The sequence below is a fragment of the Bacillus sp. LQ01 genome, from assembly GCF_057624735.1.
Genome location: NZ_JBYEZL010000002.1, coordinates 202,131 through 227,853 on the forward strand (window position 1 = coordinate 202,131; position 25,723 = coordinate 227,853).

Annotated in this window: 27 protein-coding genes and 1 other annotated feature; of the genes, 17 read left to right on the forward strand and 10 right to left on the reverse strand. The window is 37.0% G+C overall.

Features of this window, described 5'->3' with window-relative positions; all coding sequences use genetic code 11:
• Positions 1-208: 208 nt before the first annotated feature.
• The 3 genes from acuC to acuA are packed head-to-tail and all read right to left on the reverse strand — an operon-like array spanning position 209 to position 2,666.
• Positions 209-1,375, reverse strand: coding sequence for an acetoin utilization protein AcuC (gene acuC / locus AC22L0_RS13370; RefSeq protein ID WP_087967236.1), 1,167 nt, complete (start codon positions 1,373-1,375; stop codon positions 209-211).
• Complete coding sequence (locus AC22L0_RS13375) at positions 1,372-2,016, reverse strand: acetoin utilization AcuB family protein (protein WP_000634578.1); 645 nt, start codon at positions 2,014-2,016, stop codon at positions 1,372-1,374. Before AC22L0_RS13375 ends, acuC begins: the two co-directional genes overlap by 4 nt.
• 17 nt (positions 2,017-2,033) lie before the next feature.
• Positions 2,034-2,666, reverse strand: coding sequence for an acetoin utilization protein acetyltransferase AcuA (acuA, locus tag AC22L0_RS13380; RefSeq protein ID WP_000581388.1), 633 nt, complete (start codon positions 2,664-2,666; stop codon positions 2,034-2,036).
• A gap of 176 nt (positions 2,667-2,842) precedes the next feature.
• Between acuA and acsA the strand changes: the two genes are divergently transcribed.
• The 7 genes from acsA to AC22L0_RS13415 all read left to right on the forward strand — a co-directional run bounded on the left by acsA (position 2,843) and on the right by AC22L0_RS13415 (position 8,368).
• Complete coding sequence (acsA, locus tag AC22L0_RS13385) at positions 2,843-4,561, forward strand: acetate--CoA ligase (RefSeq protein ID WP_000862049.1); 1,719 nt, start codon at positions 2,843-2,845, stop codon at positions 4,559-4,561.
• 84 nt (positions 4,562-4,645) lie between these two features.
• Complete coding sequence (locus AC22L0_RS13390; RefSeq protein ID WP_016099034.1) at positions 4,646-5,206, forward strand: maltose acetyltransferase domain-containing protein; 561 nt, start codon at positions 4,646-4,648, stop codon at positions 5,204-5,206.
• Between the two features lie 66 nt (positions 5,207-5,272).
• On the forward strand, positions 5,273-5,728 hold the full coding sequence (locus tag AC22L0_RS13395; RefSeq protein WP_000066457.1) for a hypothetical protein: 456 nt from the start codon (positions 5,273-5,275) through the stop codon (positions 5,726-5,728).
• Positions 5,709-6,254 (forward strand): RNA polymerase sigma factor, encoded by a 546-nt coding sequence (locus tag AC22L0_RS13400; protein ID WP_000057201.1) that lies wholly within the window; start codon positions 5,709-5,711, stop codon positions 6,252-6,254. Before AC22L0_RS13395 ends, AC22L0_RS13400 begins: the two co-directional genes overlap by 20 nt.
• Positions 6,235-6,480: a hypothetical protein gene (locus tag AC22L0_RS13405; RefSeq protein ID WP_001293778.1), complete on the forward strand. Its 246-nt coding sequence runs from the start codon at positions 6,235-6,237 to the stop codon at positions 6,478-6,480. The genes AC22L0_RS13400 and AC22L0_RS13405 overlap by 20 nt, the downstream gene beginning before the upstream one ends.
• A gap of 77 nt (positions 6,481-6,557) precedes the next feature.
• Positions 6,558-6,785 (forward strand) — a binding site (T-box leader).
• Positions 6,786-6,855: 70 nt separating this feature from the next.
• A complete protein-coding gene (tyrS, locus tag AC22L0_RS13410) occupies positions 6,856-8,112 on the forward strand; it encodes a tyrosine--tRNA ligase (RefSeq protein ID WP_000512092.1) in 1,257 nt (418 codons plus the stop codon).
• Positions 8,113-8,239: 127 nt separating this feature from the next.
• Positions 8,240-8,368, forward strand: coding sequence for a hypothetical protein (locus AC22L0_RS13415; protein ID WP_000050940.1), 129 nt, complete (start codon positions 8,240-8,242; stop codon positions 8,366-8,368).
• Between the two features lie 65 nt (positions 8,369-8,433).
• Here AC22L0_RS13415 and AC22L0_RS13420 read toward each other — a convergent pair whose 3' ends face one another.
• The 5 genes from AC22L0_RS13420 to rpsD all read right to left on the reverse strand — a co-directional run bounded on the left by AC22L0_RS13420 (position 8,434) and on the right by rpsD (position 11,891).
• The gene (locus tag AC22L0_RS13420) at positions 8,434-8,898 is read right to left on the reverse strand and encodes a hypothetical protein (protein ID WP_063245311.1); all 465 of its coding nucleotides are present in this window, start codon (positions 8,896-8,898) and stop codon (positions 8,434-8,436) included.
• Positions 8,899-9,183: 285 nt separating this feature from the next.
• Positions 9,184-9,471, reverse strand: a complete 288-nt coding sequence (locus tag AC22L0_RS13425; protein ID WP_000780767.1) for a hypothetical protein — start codon at positions 9,469-9,471, stop codon at positions 9,184-9,186.
• Positions 9,472-9,720: 249 nt separating this feature from the next.
• Positions 9,721-10,194 (reverse strand): hypothetical protein, encoded by a 474-nt coding sequence (locus AC22L0_RS13430; protein WP_063245309.1) that lies wholly within the window; start codon positions 10,192-10,194, stop codon positions 9,721-9,723.
• A gap of 71 nt (positions 10,195-10,265) precedes the next feature.
• The gene (locus AC22L0_RS13435; RefSeq protein ID WP_000312820.1) at positions 10,266-10,730 is read right to left on the reverse strand and encodes a hypothetical protein; all 465 of its coding nucleotides are present in this window, start codon (positions 10,728-10,730) and stop codon (positions 10,266-10,268) included.
• A 558-nt stretch (positions 10,731-11,288) separates the two neighbouring features.
• Positions 11,289-11,891 carry a 30S ribosomal protein S4 gene (rpsD, locus tag AC22L0_RS13440; protein WP_000135317.1) on the reverse strand — a complete coding sequence of 201 codons (603 nt, stop codon included), beginning with the start codon at positions 11,889-11,891 and terminating at the stop codon, positions 11,289-11,291.
• A gap of 399 nt (positions 11,892-12,290) precedes the next feature.
• Between rpsD and megL the strand changes: the two genes are divergently transcribed.
• Positions 12,291-13,466: a methionine gamma-lyase gene (gene megL / locus AC22L0_RS13445; RefSeq protein ID WP_000726572.1), complete on the forward strand. Its 1,176-nt coding sequence runs from the start codon at positions 12,291-12,293 to the stop codon at positions 13,464-13,466.
• 62 nt (positions 13,467-13,528) lie between these two features.
• Here the strand turns inward: megL and AC22L0_RS13450 are convergent, their stop codons facing one another.
• On the reverse strand, positions 13,529-14,008 hold the full coding sequence (locus AC22L0_RS13450; RefSeq protein WP_000494340.1) for a GAF domain-containing protein: 480 nt from the start codon (positions 14,006-14,008) through the stop codon (positions 13,529-13,531).
• Positions 14,009-14,155: 147 nt separating this feature from the next.
• On the opposite strand from AC22L0_RS13450, the gene refZ reads away from it, so the two are divergent.
• Positions 14,156-14,794, forward strand: a complete 639-nt coding sequence (refZ, locus tag AC22L0_RS13455) for a forespore capture DNA-binding protein RefZ (RefSeq protein WP_000814921.1) — start codon at positions 14,156-14,158, stop codon at positions 14,792-14,794.
• An 11-nt stretch (positions 14,795-14,805) separates the two neighbouring features.
• Here the strand turns inward: refZ and AC22L0_RS13460 are convergent, their stop codons facing one another.
• A complete protein-coding gene (locus AC22L0_RS13460) occupies positions 14,806-15,750 on the reverse strand; it encodes a DMT family transporter (RefSeq protein ID WP_061138918.1) in 945 nt (314 codons plus the stop codon).
• Positions 15,751-15,874: 124 nt separating this feature from the next.
• Between AC22L0_RS13460 and AC22L0_RS13465 the strand changes: the two genes are divergently transcribed.
• The 8 genes from AC22L0_RS13465 to AC22L0_RS13500 all read left to right on the forward strand — a co-directional run bounded on the left by AC22L0_RS13465 (position 15,875) and on the right by AC22L0_RS13500 (position 25,610).
• Entirely contained in the window at positions 15,875-16,714 is an 840-nt protein-coding gene (locus AC22L0_RS13465; RefSeq protein WP_000362527.1) for a LysR family transcriptional regulator, read from the forward strand.
• Positions 16,715-16,924: 210 nt separating this feature from the next.
• Positions 16,925-18,637 carry a septation ring formation regulator EzrA gene (gene ezrA, locus AC22L0_RS13470; protein WP_000377303.1) on the forward strand — a complete coding sequence of 571 codons (1,713 nt, stop codon included), beginning with the start codon at positions 16,925-16,927 and terminating at the stop codon, positions 18,635-18,637.
• 378 nt (positions 18,638-19,015) lie between these two features.
• Positions 19,016-20,158, forward strand: a complete 1,143-nt coding sequence (locus AC22L0_RS13475) for a cysteine desulfurase family protein (RefSeq protein ID WP_000638992.1) — start codon at positions 19,016-19,018, stop codon at positions 20,156-20,158.
• Positions 20,159-20,165: 7 nt separating this feature from the next.
• Positions 20,166-21,380 carry a tRNA uracil 4-sulfurtransferase ThiI gene (thiI, locus tag AC22L0_RS13480; RefSeq protein ID WP_000922341.1) on the forward strand — a complete coding sequence of 405 codons (1,215 nt, stop codon included), beginning with the start codon at positions 20,166-20,168 and terminating at the stop codon, positions 21,378-21,380.
• 80 nt (positions 21,381-21,460) lie between these two features.
• Positions 21,461-21,658 (forward strand): alpha/beta-type small acid-soluble spore protein, encoded by a 198-nt coding sequence (locus AC22L0_RS13485; RefSeq protein WP_000091640.1) that lies wholly within the window; start codon positions 21,461-21,463, stop codon positions 21,656-21,658.
• A gap of 191 nt (positions 21,659-21,849) precedes the next feature.
• A complete protein-coding gene (mbcS, locus tag AC22L0_RS13490) occupies positions 21,850-23,436 on the forward strand; it encodes an acyl-CoA synthetase MbcS (protein WP_000817757.1) in 1,587 nt (528 codons plus the stop codon).
• A 102-nt stretch (positions 23,437-23,538) separates the two neighbouring features.
• The gene (locus tag AC22L0_RS13495; RefSeq protein WP_000600350.1) at positions 23,539-23,970 is read left to right on the forward strand and encodes a VOC family protein; all 432 of its coding nucleotides are present in this window, start codon (positions 23,539-23,541) and stop codon (positions 23,968-23,970) included.
• 71 nt (positions 23,971-24,041) lie between these two features.
• Positions 24,042-25,610, forward strand: a complete 1,569-nt coding sequence (locus tag AC22L0_RS13500; RefSeq protein WP_000503989.1) for an amidohydrolase — start codon at positions 24,042-24,044, stop codon at positions 25,608-25,610.
• The last annotated feature ends 113 nt before the right edge of the window (positions 25,611-25,723 follow it).

The window sequence follows — 25,723 nt, forward strand, 5'->3', positions numbered from 1 at the left end:
GGGCCAGACTGTTATAAAATGAAAATATATCAGCGATTATTAGAATATATCGGCGCAACTCGGAATATATCAGCGATTATCAAAATATATCGGCGTAACTCGGAATATATCAGCGATTATTAAAATATATCGACTTACCGACAGAAAACGACAATAATAGCAAGCTTTAAATAAAAGGAGGCTATTCAAAAACGAGCCTCCTTTTCTTTTAGTATAAAGATTTTGTCATATTATTCCGAATAATTTCAAGGGATTTCGCTACAGTTAATGCGTTTTTTTCTTCAATTTCTGGTTTACGGGGGATAGGTTTATACATGTTGTCTGGATCTTCCCATGTGAGGGGAAGTTCTGTTTCTGCTTGTCCTTTCCAAGCTTCAATCCATTCTGGAGGGAGATAACCTGAGATGTTTTGGATGTTGTTCATTTCGAGCCAAATGAGTGCCCATGCTCTTGGTACGACACGCCAATGGTCATAGCCGCCACCGCCGACAGCGATCCAGCGACCTTCGCAATATTCATTAGCAATTTCACGAGCGAGCTTCGGTATTTGGCGGTAAATATTCATTGTCGCACAAAGATGTGTAAGTGGGTCATAATAATGTGCGTCAGCACCATTTTGCGTTAAAATAATATCCGGTTTAAAGTACGCTGCAACTTCTTTTACAACAGTTCGATATGATTCTAAGAACGATTCATCTTCTGTAAAAGCATCGAGTGGAACATTAAAAGAATAACTATAACCATTACCTTGGCCACGTTCGTTTACAGCGCCAGTTCCAGGGAATAAATAACGACCAGTTTCATGCAGTGAAATGGTGCATACGTTAGGGTCATCATAAAACGACCACTGTACGCCATCACCGTGATGAGCATCTGTATCAATATATAAGACGCGTAAACCGTATTTCTTTTGAATATATTTCATTGCTATGGAGCTATCGTTATAAATACAAAAGCCAGATGCTTTACCACGGAAGCCATGATGTAAGCCGCCTCCTAAGTTAAGCGCGTGTTTTACTTTTCCGGAAAGAACAGCATCGACAGCTGTTAACGTACCGCCAACGAGCAATGCGCTTGCTTCGTGCATATTTGGGAACATCGGTGTATCTTCTGTTCCGAGTCCATATGTCATTGCAATTGATTTTTCTAACTTTCCTTCTCCAGCACGTTTTACCGCATTTATGTACTCCTCTGTATGAACGTAGGCGATCTCTTCATCTGTAGCCATCCGTGGTGAGATGATTTGAGAGGGAGAGATGAAACCGCCCTTTTGTAATAAATCATACGTAAGTGTGACGCGCAGTTGGTTAAAAGGATGATCAGGGCTAAATGAATAGCCCCGAAAGTCATCCGAATAAATAAACGCGCTACTCATGCCTGCATCCCCATGATGTTTGGCCATAATACGCGGTAACCTTCTGCTTCAAGTGCATCAATCACTTTTAGAGGATTCATCGTTTGAATGCGGAAAACGAGTACTTTATCATTCTCGTCTTTTGCTGGGTAGACGAGAACGCTCACGATATTTATTTGTAAATCACTAAAAATAGCAACGACTTTTCCAAGAATACCAGGTTCGTTTTTTACTTGAATTTCAATTTGCGAACTTGGTTGATGTGCTCCTGTTAATTTTACTAATGTGTGCAGTACTGTAGATTCAGAAATGATTCCAACTAACTTCCCAGCCTTTGTAACAGGAAGACAGCCAATTTTATTTTCAAAAAATAAAGTAGCAATTTCCTCAACGAAATCGAGAGGATGGCAAGTCATAACAGGATGTTTCATAATAAGTTCGAGCGGTTGCTGTAGCATATCGATTGAAACTTGTTCATCTAGAATAGACGGACTTGCATCTCTTACATCCCGATCAGAAATAATGCCTACGACGTGATTATTTTGATCGACAATTGGAATGTGCCGAATGCCTTTCGTGCGTATCGTTCGGATTGCTGTTTCGATTGTATCGTTTGGATGCAATGTAACTACATTTTGATTCATAATTTCTTCTACAATCATTCCAGTTGCCCCCTTTATTAATACATAAAACGATTGTGAAAACGTAGACGATCAAAAGCTTGAATAGAATCCGTATCAACGCGTTTACCGATGCGGACCATTAAACAGTTGGCAGGATGTGAACAAATTTCAGGATCGTCTGTAGCCATCCATTGTAACCCGCCAGCATTCATCATCTTCTCCATTACTTTTCGGTATTCCCACACATTCAATCCTGTTTGTTTCAAATCCCAGTGCCAATAATATTCAGTCGTCAATATAATGTAATCTTCCATATAATCGTCCATCATAGAAACCTCTAGTAAGTTCTTTCCGACAGAACTCCCGCGGAAGGCTGGGACTACTTCAATTGCCCCAAGCTCAATTAAGTTTTCCATTTTTCCTTCTGACCATCGTTCAAGTGGATCAGGATACAAGTATGTAACATATCCAACAATTGTTTGGTCATGTCTAGCAATAATGAGACGAGCTTCTGGTAATTTAGAAATTTCGACAATTGCTTTATATTGTTGCTCGGCAGGACGAAACGCAATTAAGTCTGGATGAAACTCATACATTTCTAAGTTATGTGTAGAGACAGGACCTTCAATAATTAAAGTGCCTTTCGCTGTTTTTAAGTTTCTAGCATTATATATTTTTTTATGAATCAATGTATTGCTCACCACCTTGAGGGTTTGTGAATCTATTAATATCGTACTTTATAATATATGCGATGTGAATCGAAATTTGTCATTAAAAATTTGTCTAAAAATCAACAAATATACTGAAAATTTTAAATAATGTCATTATAATAGATAATAGAATACATAGGAGGGGGATGTAAAGTATGAAAGTAGAAACGCTTCCTGTCATTAAAGGAGAAAATAATTTGCCGAATTATGATGAGGCATACGCGAATTTTAACTGGGAAGAGGTTAATAAAAACTTTACTTGGAATGAAACAGGCCGAGTAAATATGGCGTATGAGGCAATTGATAAGCATGCGAAATCCGATCGAAAGAATAAAGTAGCTCTTTATTATCAAGATGGATCGCGAAAAGAGAAATATACATTTAAGGAAATGAAGGATTTTTCTAATAAAGCAGGAAACGTCCTTAAGAATTATGGCGATGTAGAAAAAGGCGATCGCGTTTTTATTTTTATGCCACGTTCTCCAGAGTTATATTTCGCACTTTTAGGTGCAGTGAAATTAGGAGCAATTGTTGGACCGCTATTTGAAGCATTTATGGAAGGCGCAGTTCGCGATCGCTTAGAAGATAGCGAAGCAAAGGTGTTAATTACAACGCCTGAATTGTTAGAGCGCGTACCATTAAATGATTTACCGGCTTTAAAAACAGTTTTCCTTGTTGGAGATAATGTAGAAGAAGGCGGTAAAACGGTAGCGTTCAATCCTTTATTTGAACAAGCTTCAAAAGAATTACATATTGAATGGTTAGGCCGTGAAGACGGCTTGATTCTACATTACACGTCTGGTTCTACTGGTAAGCCAAAAGGTGTGCTTCATGCGCAAAACGCAATGGTTCAGCACTATCAAACGGCGAAGTGGGTATTAGATTTAAAAGAAGACGATGTATATTGGTGTACTGCTGACCCGGGCTGGGTAACTGGAACAGCTTACGGTATTTTCGCACCGTGGTTAGTTGGAGCGTCAAACGTTATTTTAGGTGGACGCTTTAGTCCAGAAGCTTGGTATGAAGCACTGCAAGATTACGGTGTGACGGTTTGGTACAGCGCACCAACAGCATTCCGTATGTTAATGGGAGCTGGACAAGACGCAATTAAAAAATATGACTTATCACAAGTGCGCCACGTATTAAGCGTTGGTGAGCCGTTAAATCCAGAAGTAATTCGTTGGGGTATGAACGCATTTGGACTTCGTATTCATGATACGTGGTGGATGACAGAAACAGGTGGACAAGTTATTTGTAACTACCCTTGTATGGAAATCCGTCCAGGCTCAATGGGTAAACCAATTCCAGGTGTGAAAGCAGCGATTGTTGATAATGAAGGAAATGAAGTGCCTCCTTACACAATGGGTAACTTAGCAATTGCGAAAGGTTGGCCATCTATGATGCGTGGGATCTGGAATAACCAGCAAAAATATGAATCTTATTTCATGCCGGGAGATTGGTACGTATCAGGTGACTCTGCCTATATGGATGAAGATGGATACTTCTGGTTCCAAGGGCGTATTGACGATGTAATTATGACGTCAGGTGAGCGCGTTGGTCCGTTTGAAGTAGAAAGTAAATTAATTGAGCACGCTGCTGTTGCAGAAGCTGGTGTAATTGGTATTCCTGATCCGGTGCGCGGCGAAATTATTAAAGCATTTATCGCACTTCGAGCAGGATACGAACCATCTGATGAATTAAAAGAAGAAATTCGTCAATTTGTAAAGAAAGGCCTAGCAGCTCATGCAGCGCCACGACAAATTGAATTTAGAGATAAATTACCGAAAACGAGAAGTGGTAAAATTATGCGCCGCGTATTAAAAGCGTGGGAGTTAAACTTACCAACAGGTGACTTATCAACGATGGAAGATTAAGAGAGAAAGGTCTGAACGAAAAATGTTCAGGCCTTTCTTTTTTATGATATCATGAACTTATATATATAAGTTAAAGGGGATAGTATGATGAAAACAGAAAAGGAAAAGATGATACTAGGAGAAATGTACATACCGGCTGATCCAGTTTTAGTACAAGAAAGAGAGCAAGCACGTATATTAACGAGAAAATTAAATGATACGCCAGAAGAGCAATTGAAAGAGCGTAGCGAAATCGTAAAAGAATTATTCGGAACGACAGGAGATAATATTCATCTTGAATCTTCTTTTAGATGTGATTACGGCTATAACATTCATGTCGGTGAAAATTTTTACGCGAACTTTGACTGTACGATTCTAGACGTATGCCCGGTAACAATCGGAGTGAACTGTATGTTAGCTCCAGGTGTTCACATTTATACAGCAACGCACCCACTTGATCCAATTGAGCGTATAAGCGGATCAGAATACGGAAAACCAGTTACAATTGGCGATAACGTATGGATTGGCGGAAGAGCAATTATTAATCCAGGTGTAACAATTGGAGACAATGCGGTGATCGCATCTGGTGCTGTCGTAACGAAAGATGTGCCTAATAATGTAGTAGTTGGCGGGAATCCTGCAAAGATTATAAAAAAACTAAAATAATATTTGAACGAAGTGCCTTCCTCGTCTGTATACAGTTATAAAAGAATAGATGAGGGAGGCTTTTTTATGTCTAATAAATTACTTCTTACTTTTGCTGTAATTGGAATTATAGTTGTATTTTCTTGTGGTCTTTTCTTACCGATACCAATTGGATATAGAGTATCAATGCTTACAGCTGGAGTTATAATGGGTGTTATGTTTTCAATCATTATTCCATTTGATAGAAAACATATAGTACGGAAAAATGGATATAAAATTGATTTTACAAAAACAAAAGTGTATTTTCGCTGGAATGTATTTGACACTATTTCTATCTGCCTTGCGTTGTATGCATGCATATGTGTGCAAGCGTTAAATACTTTAGTTACAATGGGATTTACGATTCAAAACCCATATGTGCAATTTTTTACAAATCAATCACAATTGTGGATTTTTATTGCGATTGCATATTTAATTTCCCGTATTTCATTAACGTTAAAAGGAATAAAGGAGATCAAAAATCATGGCGCAGATTGGGATTGAGGAGGAGCTCATGCTTGCGTATCAAAGTGGAGATAAACAAGCGGGAGAAAGACTATATGTTTTAATCAAACCAGCGCTATACACATTTTTATATCGATTTAACCGAGATGAACAATTAAGTATCGATCTTGTGCAAGATACGTTTTTGACGCTAGAGCGTAAGAAACATATGTATGAACTTGAAAAAGGTAAAATAAAAACGTATTTATTTCAAATTGGTTATCGTCTTATGATTAATAAATTAAATAGGAGAAAAAAGTGGCGTACGCTTTTGCCATTTTTAGTGCCGATTCCGGAAAAAGAATTTTCTCACGAAGATCGGCTCACAGTAAGAGAAGCAATTTTGAAAGTTCCAGAAGAGCAAAGAGCGGTCCTAATCCTTTCTTATTATCATGACATGCAGCAAAAAGAAATTGCAGAGATATTAAACATTCCGATTGGAACGGTGAAATCGAGACTTCATAACGGGATAAAGAAATTGAAACAATTGCTGGAGGTGGACGAAATTGAGCGAAAATCCCTTTAAGAGTGAATATAAGTTAAAGCAACATTTAGATAGTGATCATGTAGAAATACCAGACTTTCCAAAAACGGTAAGTCGATTCGATCGATTAATCGGGTTTCTTGGTTCCCCAGCGAAAGATCCTGTGGAGGCGACCATTGGGAATGATTTATCGATTGTGTTTCATGTATCGTTATTAGTTGGGGTTCCAATTCTTTCTCTTATTACGATACTCTTTATGGTGTTGTAAAGGATTGACAAGAAGGGAAACCTGACCTCTATTTGACACGCCTATATAAATGATGGTATAAAGAAAAGTATATGAATAATTGAGCGTGGAAAGGGAGAAGTAGTGATCATTTCCCTGTTTTAGAGAGCTGATGGCCGGTGAAAATCAGCACATAGATGATCGCGAATTACGCCCCTAGAGCATCTTTTTTCGATTGAATTGTATTCAAAAGGGAAAAGACGGTGCTAAGCCGTTATGTAAATAAGGTGGTAGGCTTTTTTGCCTGCAACTAGGGTGGTAACGCGATAATCAAAATCGTCCCTTATTTGAAGGGACGATTTTTTTATGTTTTCAACCTTCACGCCAGTAATGAACTTAAAGGAGAGTATGTAGGATATGGGTATTTTACAAGATCTTGAATTTCGCGGTCTAATTAATCAGCAAACAGATGCTGAGGGCCTTGAGCAATTATTAGAAAAAGAAAGCGTTAAATTATACTGTGGTTTTGACCCGACAGCGGATAGCTTACACATTGGTCATATGTTACCAGTATTAATGTTACGTCGTTTCCAATTAGCTGGTCACCAACCAATCGCACTTGTTGGCGGTGGTACTGGTATGATCGGTGACCCGAGTGGTAAAAAAGCAGAACGTACATTAAATACGAAAGATACAGTTGCTTACTACACAGAAAGCATTAAAAACCAACTTTCAAACTTCTTAGAGTTTGAAAACGTGGACAACCCAGCAACGATGGCTAACAACTACGACTGGCTTGGTAGCTTAGATGTAATTTCATTCTTACGCGATATCGGTAAAAACTTCGGTTTAAACTATATGTTAGCAAAAGATACAGTAGCATCTCGTTTAGAAACTGGTATTTCATTCACTGAGTTCAGTTACATGATTTTACAATCATACGACTTCTTAAACTTATACCAACAACATAATTGCCGTCTGCAAATCGGTGGTAGTGACCAATGGGGTAACATTACAGCTGGTCTTGAATTAATCCGTAAATCAGAAGAAGATGCGAAAGCATTCGGTTTAACAATTCCACTTGTTACAAAATCTGACGGTACGAAGTTTGGTAAAACAGAAGGCGGCGCAATTTGGTTAGACCCAGAGAAAACAACTCCTTACGAGTTCTACCAATTCTGGATTAACACAGATGACCGCGACGTTGTTAAATACTTAAAATACTTCACATTCTTATCTCATGAAGAAATTCTTGAGCTTGAAAAGCAAGTAGCTGAAGCGCCAGAAAAACGTGCAGCACAAAAAGCATTAGGTTCTGAAATGACAAAACTTGTTCACGGCGAAGAAGCATTAGAGCAAGCGATTAAAATTTCAGCTGCATTATTCAGCGGTTCTGTAGCAGAACTGACTGCAAGCGAAATCGAGCAAGGATTCAAAGACGTACCATCTGTAGAACGTACTGCAGAAGATACAGTATTAATCGACTTACTTGTAGAAAGCAAAATCTCTCCATCAAAACGTCAAGCACGTGAAGATGTAACGAACGGCGCAATCTACGTGAACGGTGAGCGTACACAAGCATTAGACTACGTTGTAACAGAAAACGACCGCATCGAAGGTAAATTCACAATCATTCGCCGCGGTAAGAAGAAATATTTCTTAATTCGTTACTAATAAATAAAAAGCTTTGAGGAATTTCCTCAAAGCTTTTTTGTTTTAATCTCCTTTTCGAGTTCATACGGAAATCACATGTAAGCGGTATGATAAACGTATAACAATTAGAAAGGAGTGGTAAAACGAAATGTCACTAGAAGCGTTGATTATTTTTTCTTTGCTAAACGCGGGTCAACTTGCAGAGAATTCGAAAGTTGATATACATAAAGAGCAGAAAGATGCTTATGTATATGTTCAAAAAGAGGAAAATAAATAACTTTAATATATATAAATAAAAGCTACTCGAAGTAACTGTTTTGGTGTCTTCGGTAGCTTTTTACATTATGAATAAATAGGAATCAATTCTCGCTTAAAATCTTCGTACATTTCAAAGGCAATTTTCATGATTTCTTTGAGTTCATCGTAACTGTGGAAATATAACATGGGTACTTTTCCCATGTCATTTGATAACAATCTTATAAATACGTCCCAAGGGTCTCCAACTCTAACTTCATCATTATGCCATGCTTCCCAAATTAATTCAGCAACACCATATTTTAAGCTGATGTTAAATCTAAAGGCGTAGCTATCTTTGTTTTTTACTTCACCTACAATAAAAAAGTCTGCTTTTTTATTGTAACGAGCTTTATAGCCAAGAGTCTCGAATACTTCAAATACTTTTTCATTTTCATAGTTTTCAAATGTATTTTCACTATTAGAAAATTTTTCTGATAAAGCTTTATATCTTTCTACAAAGTTAATTTTCTCAAGTACCTCTTTTATTTCAAGTTCTAAATCATATGCCATCAATTATTCCTCCCTAAATCTAATCCTAATAGCATATTTACCTTTCATTTCTTTCAAATACGTCTCAAAATTTTCCCTGAATTTGTTTCTTTTTTCGTACGTGAAATTGAAGTCTTTACAAATGTATAATTTGCTTGATACAGTTCATTTTGAAGTATCTTAGTTATAATATTTTCACCAGTAAAATCAAATATTCCTTTTCCATGATATTTGATTCGAAACAAAGGAAAAGCTAGCGTAAACGTTAGTTTAAATATTAATCAGGCGTTCTTCTTTGTGTGATTTTTATCTCCATCGCCATGCAATCGTGGTATCTTCAATGTGGATTGCTGGAATGCCGATTCCTAAATATTTCTCTTCGTTTTCATCGAAAACGGACCAATTTTCATCGTCTAGAAATTCAGGGTCAATACTTTCAAAGCCAAAAGTACTGTCTTCGTCTACCATTTCACGAAAATATTCTTGATAGGGTTTACTATTATCATTTAAATGTATTGTTCCATACATCCATGGTGTTTCTGCAAAAATGTCTCTGATTTCACCTATTTCAGTATCTTTAAAGTATAATTTCATATTTGCACCCTCTTATTCATGAATTTTGAAATAGTCTTTTGGTATCTCGCCTTTTATCAAATACTCATTATCTCTTTTTGTCTTAGAGCGAGTTTTTCCAATGAGGTGTTGTTAGTCTATCCTGCTCAATTAAACGTTCGAAATCGAATAGAACGGTATAAATTTTAGTTAAATGAAGAAATCCGGCTCTTGTGAGTCGGATTTTCTTTTTTTATATATAAGATAAGATTGCCTTTCTTATATATAAAATTATGAATAGATAGGAATTAATTCTTGTTTAAAATCTTCATACATACCTAAAGCAATTTTTAAAATTTTTTCTAAGCTGTCATAATCGCTAAATAGTACGGGCTTAATTCTAGTATCTGGAGAAATTAAAAGTCTTGAATATAGACTCCATGGACTACCTAATCTTAGTTCATCATTATGATAAACTACCCAAGTAAAATTCAGAACGTTTACTTTAATACCAATATGAAAATAAAATAAATTTTCTTTTTTATCACCTAGTTCTCCAACTTTTAAAAACTTTTCTTTTTTATCATAAACTGATTTATAACCTAGCTTTTCAAGTATTTGTTGAATTTCTTCAATATTGGGATTAGGAATGATTTCTTCGGCATCATAATTTTCTCTCGAAAAAGAAGAAAGTTCTGTGTATCTATTAACAAAGTCAATTTTTTTAAGTGCTGTTTCTATTTCTGGTTTTAATCTTAAGTTCATAATTAATTCTCCTAAAACCTTAAGTCTGTCCTTGTTTTTTAGTCATTACTTCATGTATTTTTAAGGTGAAATTATGAATAAATAGGAATTAATTCTCGCTTGAAATCTTCGTACATTTCAAAGGCGATTTTCATGATTTCTTTGAGTTCATCGTAACTGTGGAAGCATGGACGAAGTATTTTTTTTGTATCATTTGATAATATTGCTACAAACATAGCCCATGGATCTCCAGCTCTTATTGCACCATTATGTCGTGCAGACCAAATAAACTCAACAAGGCCATGTTTTAAACTAATATTAAATCTAAAAGTATAGATGTTTTTATTCTTGACCTCACCAACAATAAAAAAGTTTTCTTTTTTCATGAAACGAGCTTTATAGCCAAGAGACTCAAATACTGCAATTACTTTTTCGTTTTCATAGTTTTCAAATGTGTTTTCTCTATCTGGAAATTGTTTTGATAATGCTTTATATCTCTGAATAAAATCAATTTTCTCAAGTACCTCTTTAATTTCGGGTTCTAAATCATACGCCATCAATTATTCCTCCCTAAATCTAATATCAATATCATATTTTTCTTTTGCTAGCTTGATATATTCATCTATTTTTTTGAATTTTTTATTAGATGTTGGAATCTCTGAAATATGTCTTCCTTCTAGTAACTTTCCCTCCCCTTACAAGAAAATAATACCAATTTAAGGAAGGGGTTGTAAATTGAATATTCTAATAATTTGACAGTTAAAGAGATACTTGTTCATTAAGTTTTTTTAATCTTATTCAGATGCTCGGGTGATGAAGAGGTTTTTAAGTTGAATGTGAATAGAAAAAGGGAAGGTATAGATTATGTACAAATAAATACGTTGTAAAAATAATGTTAACAAAAGGAGAGTACAGCAAAGAAAAATGAATTATGGGGTAGGTTTTTATTAATGTGGATAAAAATGGATGAAATTTTAGAGAGAGGGCTAAGTTTTATTTTGTTACATTGTTCCGTTTTTATACATATACAGGCTATATTTAATAAAAAAAGCCCAGGTCCCTTGATAAACAAGGTTCCTAAGGCTTTTAATAATACTCTTTGCAGAGTACCGAGATTAACGAGAGTAGAACTCTACGATTAATGCTTCGTTGATTTCAGCTGGTAACTCAGAACGCTCAGCGTGACGAGTGTAAGTAGCTTCTAATTTGTCAGCATCGAAAGTTAAGTATTCTGGTACGAAGTTGTTAACTTCGATCGCTTCTTTAACAACAACAAGGCTGTTAGATTTTTCGCGAACGCTGATAGTTTGACCAGGTTTTACACGGTAAGATGGGATATCTACGCGAGCGCCATCAACCATGATGTGACCGTGGTTTACTAATTGGCGAGCTGCACGACGAGTGCGAGCTAAGCCCATACGGTAAACTAAGTTGTCAAGACGAGCTTCAAGAAGGATCATGAAGTTTTCGCCGTGCTTACCAGGCATTTTACCTGCTTGGTCAAATGTGCGACGGAATTGACGCTCAGTCATGCCGTACATGTGACGAAGTTTTTGTTTCTCTTGTAATTGTAAACCGTATTCTGAAAGTTTCTTACGTTGGTTAGGACCGTGAGGACCTGGTGCGTAAGGGCGTTTTTCTAATTCTTTTCCTGTGCCGCTTAGAGAGATTCCAAGACGACGAGACAGTTTCCAAGCTGGACCTGTATAACGAGCCATAGTTGACTCCTCCTTTAAAAATGTTTTTATTTACGTAAAATAAAAACAGACGTAATCGATATTTACGGGCATTTTGTTTTCATGTACCTTCGCTCCAGCAGCAGGGAGTTACGAGATACACCTCCGTAGAGGAACAAAATACAAACGATAAACTCACATTACAAGGCTGCCTTTTTATTTTACACAAACGCTATTATATCTTTTACCCAGAGTTTCGTCAAGCGAGTACGTTTTTGTTTTATGCATATAAATTTTGGAAATTAATATAAGAAGGAATTTAAAACAATATAGAAGAAGAGATAGAAACACAAATAAAACGTTTACATAAAATGAAGGAAAACGTTCATCAAATTTTTATGGATGAATATGCGGCAATAAAAACATAAGGGGGATGTTTTTATGAAAAAGAAGCATATGGAGACAGCGTTAATTCATCACGGTTATACACCTGAGGAACATAAAGGAAGTTTAACACCACCTTTATTTCAAACTTCTACATTTACATTTGAGACTGCGCAGCAAGGAGAGGCGAGTTTTGCGGGAGTGGATCCATCTTATATTTACTCACGGCTTGGAAATCCAACTGTGAAATTATTTGAAGAACGTATGGCGGTGTTAGAAGGAGGAGAAGAGGCACTTGCCTTCGGATCTGGTATGGCAGCTATTTCAGCGACTTTAATCGGTTTTTTAAAGGCTGGAGATCATATTATTTGTTCAAATGGATTATACGGATGCACGTACGGTTTTTTAGAAGTGTTAGAAGAAAAATTTATGATTACGCATTCGTTTTGTGATATGGAGACAGAGGTTGATATTGAAAATAAAATTCGCCCAAATACAAAGCTTATTTTCGTTGAAACACCAATTAATCCGACAATGAAATTAATTGATTTAAAACAAGTGATTCGGGTTGCGAAGCGAAAAGGCTTACTTGTTATTGTTGATAATACGTTTTGTTCACCTTATTTACAAAGGCCGCTTGAGCTTGGCTGTGACGCTGTTGTGCATAGTGCGACAAAATATATTGGTGGTCACGGTGACGTTGTAGCAGGTGTAACAATTTGTAAAACGAAAGCATTAGCTGAAAAGATTCGCCCGATGCGAAAGGATATCGGCGGTATTATGGCGCCGTTTGATGCGTGGTTATTATTACGTGGGTTAAAGACGTTAGCAGTAAGAATGGATCGTCATTGTGATAATGCAGAAAAAATTGTATCGTTCTTAAGAAAACATGATGCGGTAGAAGGTGTTTGGTATCCAGAAGGGGAGTTAGCATCTCGTCAAATGAAACGCGGGGGCGGTGTTATTTCTTTTTCAGTAAAAGGCGGAAAAGAAGAGACGCAAGCGTTTATTAATGATCTTCACTTTATTACAATTGCGGTGAGTTTAGGAGATACAGAAACGTTAATTCAGCATCCAGCAACGATGACGCACGCTGCGATTCCAGCGGAACTAAGAAAAGAAATGGGCATTTTCGATAATTTAATACGCTTATCGGTCGGTTTAGAATCGTGGGAGGATATCGTTTCTGATTTAGAGCAGGCATTAAAGAAAATATCTACTGTTAATCAATGAAAAAAGAGTGAGCTATCGGTTTTGTACAGGACGTACTAAATCGATAACTCGCTCTTTTCTTTTTACATATGTTTTAGGAGTGTTTCCACAAACTTTTCTAAATAGCGCTGATCTACTTCATCAAAACGATTTTTTTCAGGACTATCAATGTCCAGTACACCAATGACAGCTCCTTCTTTCACAATCGGTACAACGATTTCCGAATTAGAAGCACTATCGCAAGCGATGTGACCTGGGAATTGGTGAACGTCCGCTACAAGCTGCGTTGTTTTCGTTTCAGCTGCTACGCCGCAAACGCCTCGTCCAAATGGAATGCGTACGCAAGCAGGCATTCCTTGGAACGGTCCAAGGACAAGCTGATTTCCTTCTGTTACGTAAAAGCCAACCCAATTAACGCGATCTAAAAATTGGTTTAATAATGCGGACGCATTTGATAAGTTTGCGACTACGTTTGATTCGCCAGTTAATAACGCATCCAGTTGTTTAATTACTGTCTCATATTGCTGCACGCGAGATCCTGCATAACTTTCTTTAGTAAACATGGAAACAGCTCCTTTTTTATCGAGATGTGTAAAATATTAGCAAAATACGATGTATTTCACATGACTTTGTCGATAGAAAATTAAAGGAATTTGTCTTAAAAGTCAAGAAATTTAAACTATAGCTGTTCATTGAAGGGAAGTGAGCGCATGAAGCAGACGAAACAAAAAGTAATTGATGCGGCAATATCGTTGTTTAATACGAAAGGTTATGATGGAACGTCGGTGCGAGACATTGCAAAGCGAGCGGATGTGAATGTAGCGAATATTTCATATTATTTTGCTGGGAAGCAAGGTTTATTAGAACAGCTTATTACTGATTTTTTAGAAGGATATATTCATGTGATTGAAATGTCGTTTGAACAGAGAGAGTATTTGTCGGCTAAAGATGTGATGGTGCAAATGGTGCGAGGGATTTTACGATATCAATTTGAAAATAGAGAACTAACACGTTTCTTCTACCGAGAGCTTTCGCTTGATACGACATTAATTCGTGAAGTGATGACCGTTTATTTTTCTAAAGAAAGATATTATATAGAACAAATGATTAGACAAGGACAAATGAAACAAGAATTTCAGAAAGTATCATTTACAATGTTTATGACGCAATTAAAAGGTATGATAAATATGCCGTTTTTATATCCACAATATATATCAGAAGTACTGCATTCTTTCCCGTCTGAGACATTTTTTATAGAGATGTACACGAAAGAGATTGAGCAATGGATGGAACAAGCATTATGTAAAGCGAATATGTACCATGAATGGCCAAGAGCTGTTCATATGTGAAGAATCCCCACCTAACGAACTGAGGTGGGGATTTTTATGTTTACTTTTCTTTGCCATAAATTGTTACATAATAGTGCGATAATTGTTAATGCAGCTCCAGCGATTTCAATTTTATCGACTGTATAACCTCGAAAGATAGAACCAATCAGTGCAAGGATAGGAACTAAATTCATAAATAATATGCCGTTAATAGATGAAATATAGCGATTTCCCATATTCCAGCAAAATACAGCGATAACGCCTGCGATAATCGACATATAAAAGAGTTCAAAACGAACGCTCACAACTGTACGCAGTGACGGCATAGTAACTATATTTGTGTACGTTAAGAAAGTAACAATAACGATGAGTGAAATGGAGCCAAATAAACAAGTTAATGTCGTGTACCTAAGTGGTGACCAAGATTGAAAACGAGCACCCCCGTTTGTATAAATGACCCAGCAAGTAACGCCGCATAGCATCAATATATTTGTTGATAAGTGGCTTGCAGCTCCAAATAGTAATTCAATATTTCCTTTTGAAATGACAAGCATAACACCAAGTAATGCAACGAACATACAAAGGAATGTATAGTTTTGTGGGCGGCGATTTTTCGTTATCCATTGCAGTGATAAGGCAATTAGTGGCATAAGGGATTGAATCATAGCTGCATGGATTGCTCCGGAAGGTCCGGCAAGTTGTTGTCCGTAGAAAACGAGAAAACCATACCCCGCGAAACCGACTGTCCCGTAAAAGAATAGAGAAAGTGTTCTTTTTTCTAAGCGGAGTGAAGTCTTTCCTTCAGTAATTAATAGCAAAATAAGAAAAATAATAGCTGCTGATCCATAGCGAATCGTTGTGAAGAAGAATGGATCGATAAATTGCAGAGCATTTGCCATTACAGGAAACATAAATCCCCAGGCAGTGACGGCGAGTAAGCATAGAAAGGATCCGAGTAGCATTTGTTTTTTGTTCAAGAGTATCTTTCCCCTTTACATTTCGTTATAGTAAGTTGATGAAATAAGTATAAAGAGTAATTGTTTATAGGAGGAAATATCGATTTCTTATAACGGTTATAACTTTTTGTTAGAGGTGTGTACGATGGATTTGGAGGCAGTACGATCGTTTATTGAAGTGAAGCATACGCGAAGTTTATCAAAGGCAAGTAAGATTTTACATATATCGCAACCAGCGCTTAGTAAACAAATTCAAAAGTTAGAAGCGGATTTAGAGGTTACTTTACTTAAACGTTCTGCGCAAGGAGTAGAGTTAACGGAGGCAGGAGAGTTATTTATAAAAAGAATGTTACCGATTTTGGAACAAATAAATGAAGTGAAAACAGAAATGAGGGGGTATCAAGAGAACCGGAAGTTTTCAATTGGTATACTACCGAGTTTAGCGGAGCATTACATATCAGAATGTAAAGATATATTAGGTGATGAGTGCGAAGTGGAATGGCAAATCGGACATACGGAAGTATTAAGAGAGTTATTTAAAGCGCGGGAGATTGACGCGATGTTCATCGATTCAGTAGTAGAAGGTGCTACGTATATAAAAGAAGTGCAACAAGAAAAAATTGTTTGTGCCGTTTCAAATAATCATCCGTACAAAGAGAAGATAGTCATTCAAATAGAAGAGCTGCACAATGAAAAATTAATTGTATATCCAGAAATATGTGATGTAAGGAAAATGATTATGAACATGTTTCATGAAATAGGTGTAAAACCAACTATAGCTGTGGAAACATCTTACGCAGAACCGATGCTTGCAATGGTAAAAGCTGGCCTTGGTATCACGTTACTTCCAGAAAGGGCAGTAGAGCAGTCTGTAAGGCAAGGAAATGTACATGTAATTTCTGTTGAACCACCACTCATGCGGAAAATTTATTTCGTATCCCATACGAAAGATTGTTTGTTATTACAATCATTTGAGGATAGGTAGTGAGGTAGGCGGAATATTGAGAAAGATTACAATCACATTGAAAGGAACATGAAATTTTTAAAAAAACTAGGTCAAAAACAAACCATTACATGGTATGATTAGTACATTGTTAGTTGTTAAATATAGGGGAATTCCCTTTTTATACATAATGCCTTCCATTTCATAAACGGAACGGACAAAAAAAGAGATATAACTAGGAGGCTTTTTTGCATGGATTCTATCCTGACGATCGTTATCATTGTAGTAAGCTCTATTCTAGTGCTGCTCATGATAGAGCTTGTGATAAGAAATCGTTCATATAAAGATATTGAAGCACTGGAGCAGTGGAAACAAGAGATAAAAGATAAACCTGTGGCAGATGAACTAAAACGGGTAAAAGATTTAAACATGACGGGTCAAACAGAAGAACTGTTTGGTAAATGGCGTGAAGAATGGGATGAAATTGTATCAACAACCCTTCCGAAAGCTGACAAAGATTTAGCGCAAGCGCGAAAATTCGCCTCGCAATTCTCCTTCCGAAAAGCAAAGCATGCGATGAACGAATCCATAAGTGGTTTAGATGACGCTGATAATCGTATTACGGACATTTTAAATGAATTACAGCAATTGTTAGAAAGCCATGAGAAAAATAGCTCGGAAATTGAAGGGTTACGTGATACATATCGTAGTATGAAAAAGAGTGTTCTTGCTCATAGACATATGTATGGAGCAGCAGAGCAGAAAATCGAAGAGATGCTAGACGCTGAATCTGAGAAATTTAAAACCTTTGAAGAAGCAACAAACAATGGCGACTATTTAAAAGCGAGAGAAATTGTTATTAGTTTGGAAGAAGGTTTAGCAGATTTAGAAATCATTATTCACCAAATTCCAGATTTATTGGTAGAGTGCCAAGCGACGTTACCAGTTCAGCTGGAAGATTTATTACACGGACATAATGATATGGTAAGACAAGGTTATGTATTAGATTATTTGGAAGTCCCTAAAGAAGTTCGCGATATGACGAAACAACTACAAACATGTTTAATGGATATACAGGAGCTTCATATAACAGAAGCGGCTGAAAAAGTAGAAAACTTAAAAACACGTTTAGATGGCTTCTACGATCAATTGGAACAAGAAGTACATGCGAGACATTATGTGGAGCAAAAAACACTTTCTGTTTACGATGACTTAGAAGAAATGCGTATCGAAACGATTGAAACGAAAACAGAAACACAACTTGTGAAACAAAGCTATCAGTTACAAGATAAAGACATTGAGTCTCAAAAAGTAATTGAAAAGCAAATGCACATTTTAACGAAACGTTTTGAAATGCTGCAATTACGCGTTGCAGAACAAGATATTGCCTTCTCTATTATTCGTGAGGAACTAGAAGAGGTTTATGAGCAATGTGAAACGTTAAAAGTACTTCATGCAGAATACAAAGAAATGCTGCAAGCGATGCGCAAAGAAGAATTTGAAGCACGTGAGAAGTTACAAGAAATGCGAAATACTATTTTCGAAACGAAACGGTTTATGCAAAAGTCGAATTTGCCAGGTCTTCCAGAGAGTATTATGGAAGATTTAAAAAGAGGGCAAATGGCAATGCAAGCTGTATATGAACAATTAGAAGTGAAGCCGTTAAATATGAACGCTGTAAATAGCAGTTTAGAAGAAGCATACACAACTGTGAACGGTGTAGCTGAAATGACAGAAGAGTTAATTGGACAAGCATATTTAGTGGAAAAATTAATTCAGTACGGTAACCGTTACCGTAGTCATGATGAAAACCTAGCAGAAAGTTTAAATTATGCTGAGAAATTATTCCGTGAATACCAATACGATGCAGCTTTAGAACAAGCGGCTTCAGTGTTAGAGCAACTTGAACCTGGCGTTGTTCAAAAAATAGCTGAATATGTAGACAATGAACAAACCCTTTCATAAAAGGGTTTGTTTTTTTATGTAATTTTGCAGGCGATGTTGCTATAATGAATAGCGGAATACAGCAAGGTTATTCGTTTCAAAATATAGTGAAACTGTAATCGGTGGGAGGATTCATCCCCACTGATTACTAGCCTTCACCAATCGGACATTTACGGGCAGTTAATCTCTCATCTAACTTCTTTGCTCTAACTGGATTTTGAGGTGAGAGTCTTATTGCCCGTTAACGCGGGATAAAGTGAAACTGTAATGGGAGGGCATCCTCGCCAATTATTAGCCTTCACCAATCGAGATAAAACGGAACCTTTGCGTAGTCTTAGCGTAATGACACGTATTTATGATATGATTATACGATGTGATAGCGCTGAAAGGGGAAGAACGATGATCTATTTTGATAATAGTGCGACGACGAAGCCATATCCAGAAGCTCTTCAATCGTACGTGACGGTTGCTGGGAAATATTTTGGTAATCCTTCTTCTATTCATTCGCTTGGAGGAGAGGCAGAGCGTCTATTAACACAATCAAGAACGATTGCAGCGCAGCTTCTTCGTGTTAAACCTTCTGAAATTATTTTTACATCAGGTGGAACGGAAGGAAATAACCTTGCGATTAAAGGGATAGCGATGAGGAATCGTTCGCGTGGCAAACATATCATTACAACAAATATTGAACACGCGTCTGTGTTTGAAGCATATAAGCAATTAGAAGAACTCGGGTTTGATGTAACATATTTACCGGTTAACGAGCATGGTGTTGTATCGGTAGAAGATGTGAAACGAGCGCTTCGTGAAGATACGATTCTTGTGTCAATTATTCATGTGAACAACGAAACTGGAGCAATTCAACCCGTTGCTGAAATTGGAACGTTATTATCGAATCATCCGAAAATAAGATTCCATGTAGATCATGTACAAGGGATAGGAAAAGTACCGCTTGATTTATATGCTTCTCATATTGATCTTTGCTCAATATCTGGACATAAATTCCACAGTGTAAAAGGAACAGGTCTTCTTTATGTACGCGATGGCGTAAGATTAGATCCGATTTTATCAGGTGGTCAACAAGAGCTTAAGTATCGCTCTGGTACAGAGAATTTACCTGGCATTGTAGCGATGGTGAAAGCACTTCGCATGACAATGGAACAAGTGAAAGAAAAGGTAGCTCATTTGCAAAGTTTACAAGCAGAGCTTGTTCGTTTCTTTAAAGAGATGGAAGATGTAACGATTAACACGTCGCTTGCATATGCAGCACCGCACATTTTAAATGTATCATTTGTTGGTTTAAAACCAGAAGTAGTCGTTCATGCTTTAGAAGAACACGGTGTATATGTGTCAACGAAATCTGCTTGTTCTTCAAAAGCAAATGAAGTGAGCAGAGTGTTAGTGTCAATGGGAGTGCCGCATGCAGCAGCTGCAAGCGCTATTCGTATTAGTTTGGCACCAGAAAACACAATGGAAGAAGTAAAACAATTTGAAGGTATTGTAAAAGAGACGATGCCAAAATTATATGAAGTGATGAGGTAAAGAAATTATGTTGAAATATGAATATATTTTAGTGCGTTATGGAGAAATGACGACAAAAGGTAAGAACCGTTCTAAATTTGTAAGCACATTAAAAGATAACGTGAAGTTCAAACTGAAAAAATTCCCAAATATTAAAATCGATGCAACACATGACCGTATGTACATCCAATTAAATGGCGAAGATCATGAAGCGGTATCTGAAAGATTGAAAGATGTATTTGGTATTCATAAGTTTAACTTAGCGATGAAAGTACCATCAGAATTAGAAGACATTAAAAAAGGTGCATTAGCAGCTTTCTTACAAGTAAAAGGCGATGTGAAAACATTTAAAATTACTGTACACCGTTCTTATAAGCATTTCCCAATGAGAACGATGGAATTATTACCTGAGATTGGTGGACACATTCTAGAAAATACAGAAGATATTACTGTAGATGTTCATAATCCAGATGTAAATGTACGTGTAGAAATTCGCAGTGGTTATAGCTACATTATGTGTGATGAGCGTATGGGAGCTGGCGGTTTACCAGTTGGCGTTGGCGGAAAAGTAATGGTACTTCTTTCTGGTGGCATTGATAGCCCAGTAGCAGCTTACTTAACGATGAAACGTGGCGTATCTGTGGAAGCAGTTCACTTCCATAGTCCACCTTTCACAAGTGAGCGTGCAAAACAAAAAGTAATCGATTTAGCGCAAGAGTTAACGAAGTATTGTAAACGAGTAACGCTTCACCTTGTTCCGTTTACAGAAGTGCAAAAAACGATTAATAAAGAAATCCCATCTAGCTATTCAATGACGGTTATGCGCCGTATGATGATGCGTATTACAGAGCGTATTGCTGAGGAGCGTAACGCACTTGCAATTACGACTGGTGAAAGTCTTGGGCAAGTAGCAAGCCAAACGTTAGATAGTATGCATACGATTAACGAAGTAACAAACTACCCAGTTATTCGTCCGCTTATTACGATGGATAAATTAGAGATTATTAAAATCGCTGAAGAAATCGGCACGTATGATATTTCAATTCGTCCATATGAAGATTGCTGTACTGTATTTACACCAGCAAGCCCAGCGACGAAGCCGAAACGTGAAAAAGCAAATCGCTTTGAAGCGAAATACGATTTCACGCCATTAATCGATGAAGCTGTAGCGAACAAAGAAACAATGGTATTACAAACGGTAGAAGTAGTGGCGGAAGAAGAAAAATTTGAAGAACTTTTCTAAAACCATAAATTACCATATCTAAAACGTGTATGAAGTCATGTTATTTATCACACTCTATACTCACAAGGAGGTGATATAACATGTCACGTAGCACAAATAAATTAGCGGTTCCTGGTGCTGAATCAGCATTAGACCAAATGAAATACGAAATCGCTCAAGAGTTTGGTGTTCAACTTGGAGCTGATGCAACAGCTCGCGCTAACGGTTCTGTTGGTGGTGAAATCACTAAACGTCTAGTTTCACTAGCTGAGCAACAATTAGGCGGTTACCAAAAATAATCCCATATGATGGCTTAGAAAGAGCGGGTTCTCCCGCTCTTTCTTTTTTGTGTTGCCATTTGTCGGTAAGTTGATGTAATTTCATTTAGTAATTCGACAGAACTGAAAAATTTGTCAAAAGAAGAGGGTTCAAAATTAACAGAAAATTCTTTATTATATAAAGGAGGCATAAAGAAAAGGGAGGATATTTTATGAAGAGAGAAGAATTGTTGGCGCCACCGTCTTATAATTTAGTTTCTGAAATAGAGAAATATACAGGTGATAAAGAGAAGTTAGCTTTAATTTGGCAAGATGATAAAGGGAATCGAAGGGAAGTTACATACGCTGAATTAATGCAAGGTGCGAATAAAATTGGAAACGCTTTTATAAAAAGTGGTTTGCAAAAAGGGGACAAGCTTCTCATTATGATGCCGCGTTTAATTGAAGCGTACATGACGTATATTGCTGCTATTAAAGCAGGATTTGTCGTAATTCCAAGCTCGGAAATGTTACGTAAAAAAGATATAGAATATCGAATTGGACATGGAGAAGTAAAAGCGATAGTAAGCTATGAGCCGTACATTAGGCAGTTTGATGATATAAAAGCGATGGAATCTCTTCAAAAATTTGTCCTGAGCGAGCAGTCAGTAGATGGATGGATTAATTTAAAAACAGCATTAGAAACAGAGAGTGACATGTTAGAAATGGCGAAGACAGATAAAGAAGATATGGTCTTTTTATCTTACACGTCAGGAACGACAGGAAATCCGAAAGGTGTCGTTCATACACATGCGTGGGCATACGCTCATTTACGTACGAGCGCTCCAAATTGGCTCGGAATTGAAGAGAATGATATTGTATGGGCAACAGCTAGTCCAGGCTGGCAAAAGTGGATTTGGAGCCCGTTTTTAGCAACGCTAGGATCAGGGGCAACAGGATTTGTATATCACGGTAAGTTTGAACCGAAAACATACCTGAACTTATTAGACGATAATAAGGTGAATGTGCTTTGTTGTACACCGACTGAGTATAGATTAATGGCAAAGGTAGAAGATTTAAGCCAGTACAATTTAGAGGCGTTACATAGCGCTGTATCAGCAGGTGAGCCATTAAATAGAGAAGTCATTGGAACGTTCCAAAAGCACTTTCATATTACAGTAAGAGACGGCTATGGGCAAACGGAAAATACATTACTTGTTGGTGTAATGAAAGGGATGGATATTAGACCAGGATCAATGGGGAAACCAACGCCAGGTAACCACGTCGATATCGTAAATGAGGAAGGTACTCCGGTTAAAGTAGGCGAAGTTGGTGATATTGCAGTTCACATTGAAACGCCGGCCCTCTTTAAACAATATTACAAAGACGATGAACGTACAGCGATGCAATTCCGCGGTGATTATTATATTACAGGTGATAAAGCGAAGAAAGATGAAGACGGCTACTTCTGGTTTGAAGGGCGCGGTGATGATATCATTATTAGCTCTGGTTATACAATCGGGCCGTTTGAAGTAGAGGATGCACTTGTAAAACATCCTTACGTAAGAGAATGTGCAGTTGTCGCAAGTCCTGATGAAATTCGTGGAAGTGTCGTGAAGGCATTTATCGTATTAAGAGAGAATATAGAAAAGAACGAAGAAACATTAATTCCAACACTCCAACAACACGTCAAAGAACTTACTGCACCATATAAATACCCTCGCAAAATTGAATTTGTAGATGAACTACCAAAAACGATTTCTGGAAAAATTCGCCGTATTGAACTTAGAAAACAAGAGATGGAGATTCCGTCAAAATAATTTTGAAAACAGTGAAGTAAATAGTTGAATGAAATGCAAAACAATGATAATATAAAAACGAACACAAGTTCGATTTTATAAACTTAAAAAAGAGGTGTCCGTATGATTTTAGGTATTAATCCGTACTTAGTTTTAGATGGTAGTGGGCAAGAAGCTGTACAGTTTTATAAAGAGGCTTTAGATGCAAAAGTAGAAGTCATGCAAACTTTTGGTGACATGCCTGAAAATCCAGAATACCCGATTCCAGCTGAAGCGAAAGAGCGCGTTTTACACGCTACTTTAAAAGTTGGTAATACGGATCTTATGATTTCTGATACATTCCCAGGTCAAGGACATGCAATCGGATCTCAAGTAACAATCGCAATTCAAATTAGTAATGCAGAAAAAGCAAAAGAAGTATTCGATAAGTTACAAGAAGGTGGAGAAGTTATCATGCCACTTCAAGAAACATTCTGGAGCCCAGCATACGGACAAGTAAAAGATAAATTTAATATTGAATGGCAAGTTACAACGTCTACTACTGAACAAAAGTAATTTTTAGAAAAGCACCATGTTTTGAAATGGTGCTTTTTTTTATACAATAAAAAATAAAGGAGATGGGATATATGGGAGAAATTTGGTATGGCGGCACCATTTACACAATGAGAGAAGAAAATGAAAAAGTGGACGCTGTTTACGTTGAAAACGGCATAATTGTTGATGCTGGTAATAAGGGAGAATTAGAAAGCAGATATTCAAACGTAAAGTTACATGACCTAAAAGGAAAAACAATGATCCCAGGTCTCGTTGATAGCCATATGCATCTTATTGGGCATGGAGAGAGATTACTCCGTCTAGATTTATCAAATTGTACATCTTATAGCGAAGTACTGACTCTTGTTCAGAAGCGAGTGGAAGAAGCTCCAAAGGGCTCTTGGATTATTGGAGAAGGATGGAATGAAAATAACTTTACAGATACGAAAGATGTTCACGCGCGTGATTTAGATGAAATTTCGAAAGACCATCCTATTTTATTAAAGAGAGTTTGTCGTCACGTTACATGGGTGAATTCATACATACTGCAAGAAGCGAATATAACAGAAGCGACAGAAGATCCAAAAGGCGGGAAAATTGGCAGAGATTCATCAAATAAGTTAACAGGACTTTTATATGAACAAGGGCAAGAATTAATTAAACATGTTCAGCCAGAAATTGATGAAGCTTATTTACAAAGAGCTCTGCAAACAGCGATTAAAGATTGCTGGAAATACGGACTTGTTGGCGGGCATACGGAAGATTTAAATTATTATGGTGGTTTTAGAAAAACGCATAATGCGTTTTCTCATGTGATAAAAGAAATGCCATTTAAAGCCCATTTGCTCGTTCACCATGAAGTAGCACATGAACGAAAAGAATATGAAAATGAACATTATATTGAATTTGGGGCAATGAAAATTTTTTCTGACGGTTCTTTTGGCGGAAGAACAGCATTATTAAGTGAACCGTATGAAGATGCGAAGGAAACGAATGGGGTTGCGATTTTCTCATGTGAAGAACTTGCAGAATTAGTGAAGAAAGCACGAGATTTACATATGCCAGTTGCGATTCATACTATCGGTGATTTATCGCTTGAATATGTCATTGATGCACTCGAATTATATCCACCAGCAAAAGGGTTACGTGACCGCATTATTCATTGTCAGCTTGCTCGTGAGGAGTTAATTGAAAGAATGAAAAACTTGCAAGTCATTATAGATATACAGCCAGTCTTTCTTTCATCAGATTTTCCGTCAGTCATTGAAAAACTAGGAGAGCGCCGTCTTCGTTATGCGTATGCTTGGAAGACATTACTGGAAGCAGGGCTACATTGTAATGGTGGCTCAGATGCCCCCATTGAACAAGTAAATCCGTTTCTAGGTATATATAGCGCTGTTACACGTAGAAGTTTTATTGACGGTGTATGCTATATGCCTGAGGAAAGATTAACGGTATATGAGGCTGTTTCTTTATTTACAACAGGAAGTTCCTATGCAATCGGAAAAGAAGCGAAGCGAGGGCAAATTACAAAAGGATATGAAGCAGACTTTACAATATTAGACCGCAATATTTTTGAAATTGAGGCAGAAGAAATAAAAGAAGTAGAAGCAGAAATGACCGTAATAGATGGCCAAGTTGTCTATAGAAAAAATGCGTAAAAATATATCAGCGATTTTCGGAATATATCGACTGTAACTCGAAATATATAAGCGATTATTGAAATATATCTATCGTAACTCGAAATATATGAGCGATTATTAAAATATATCGA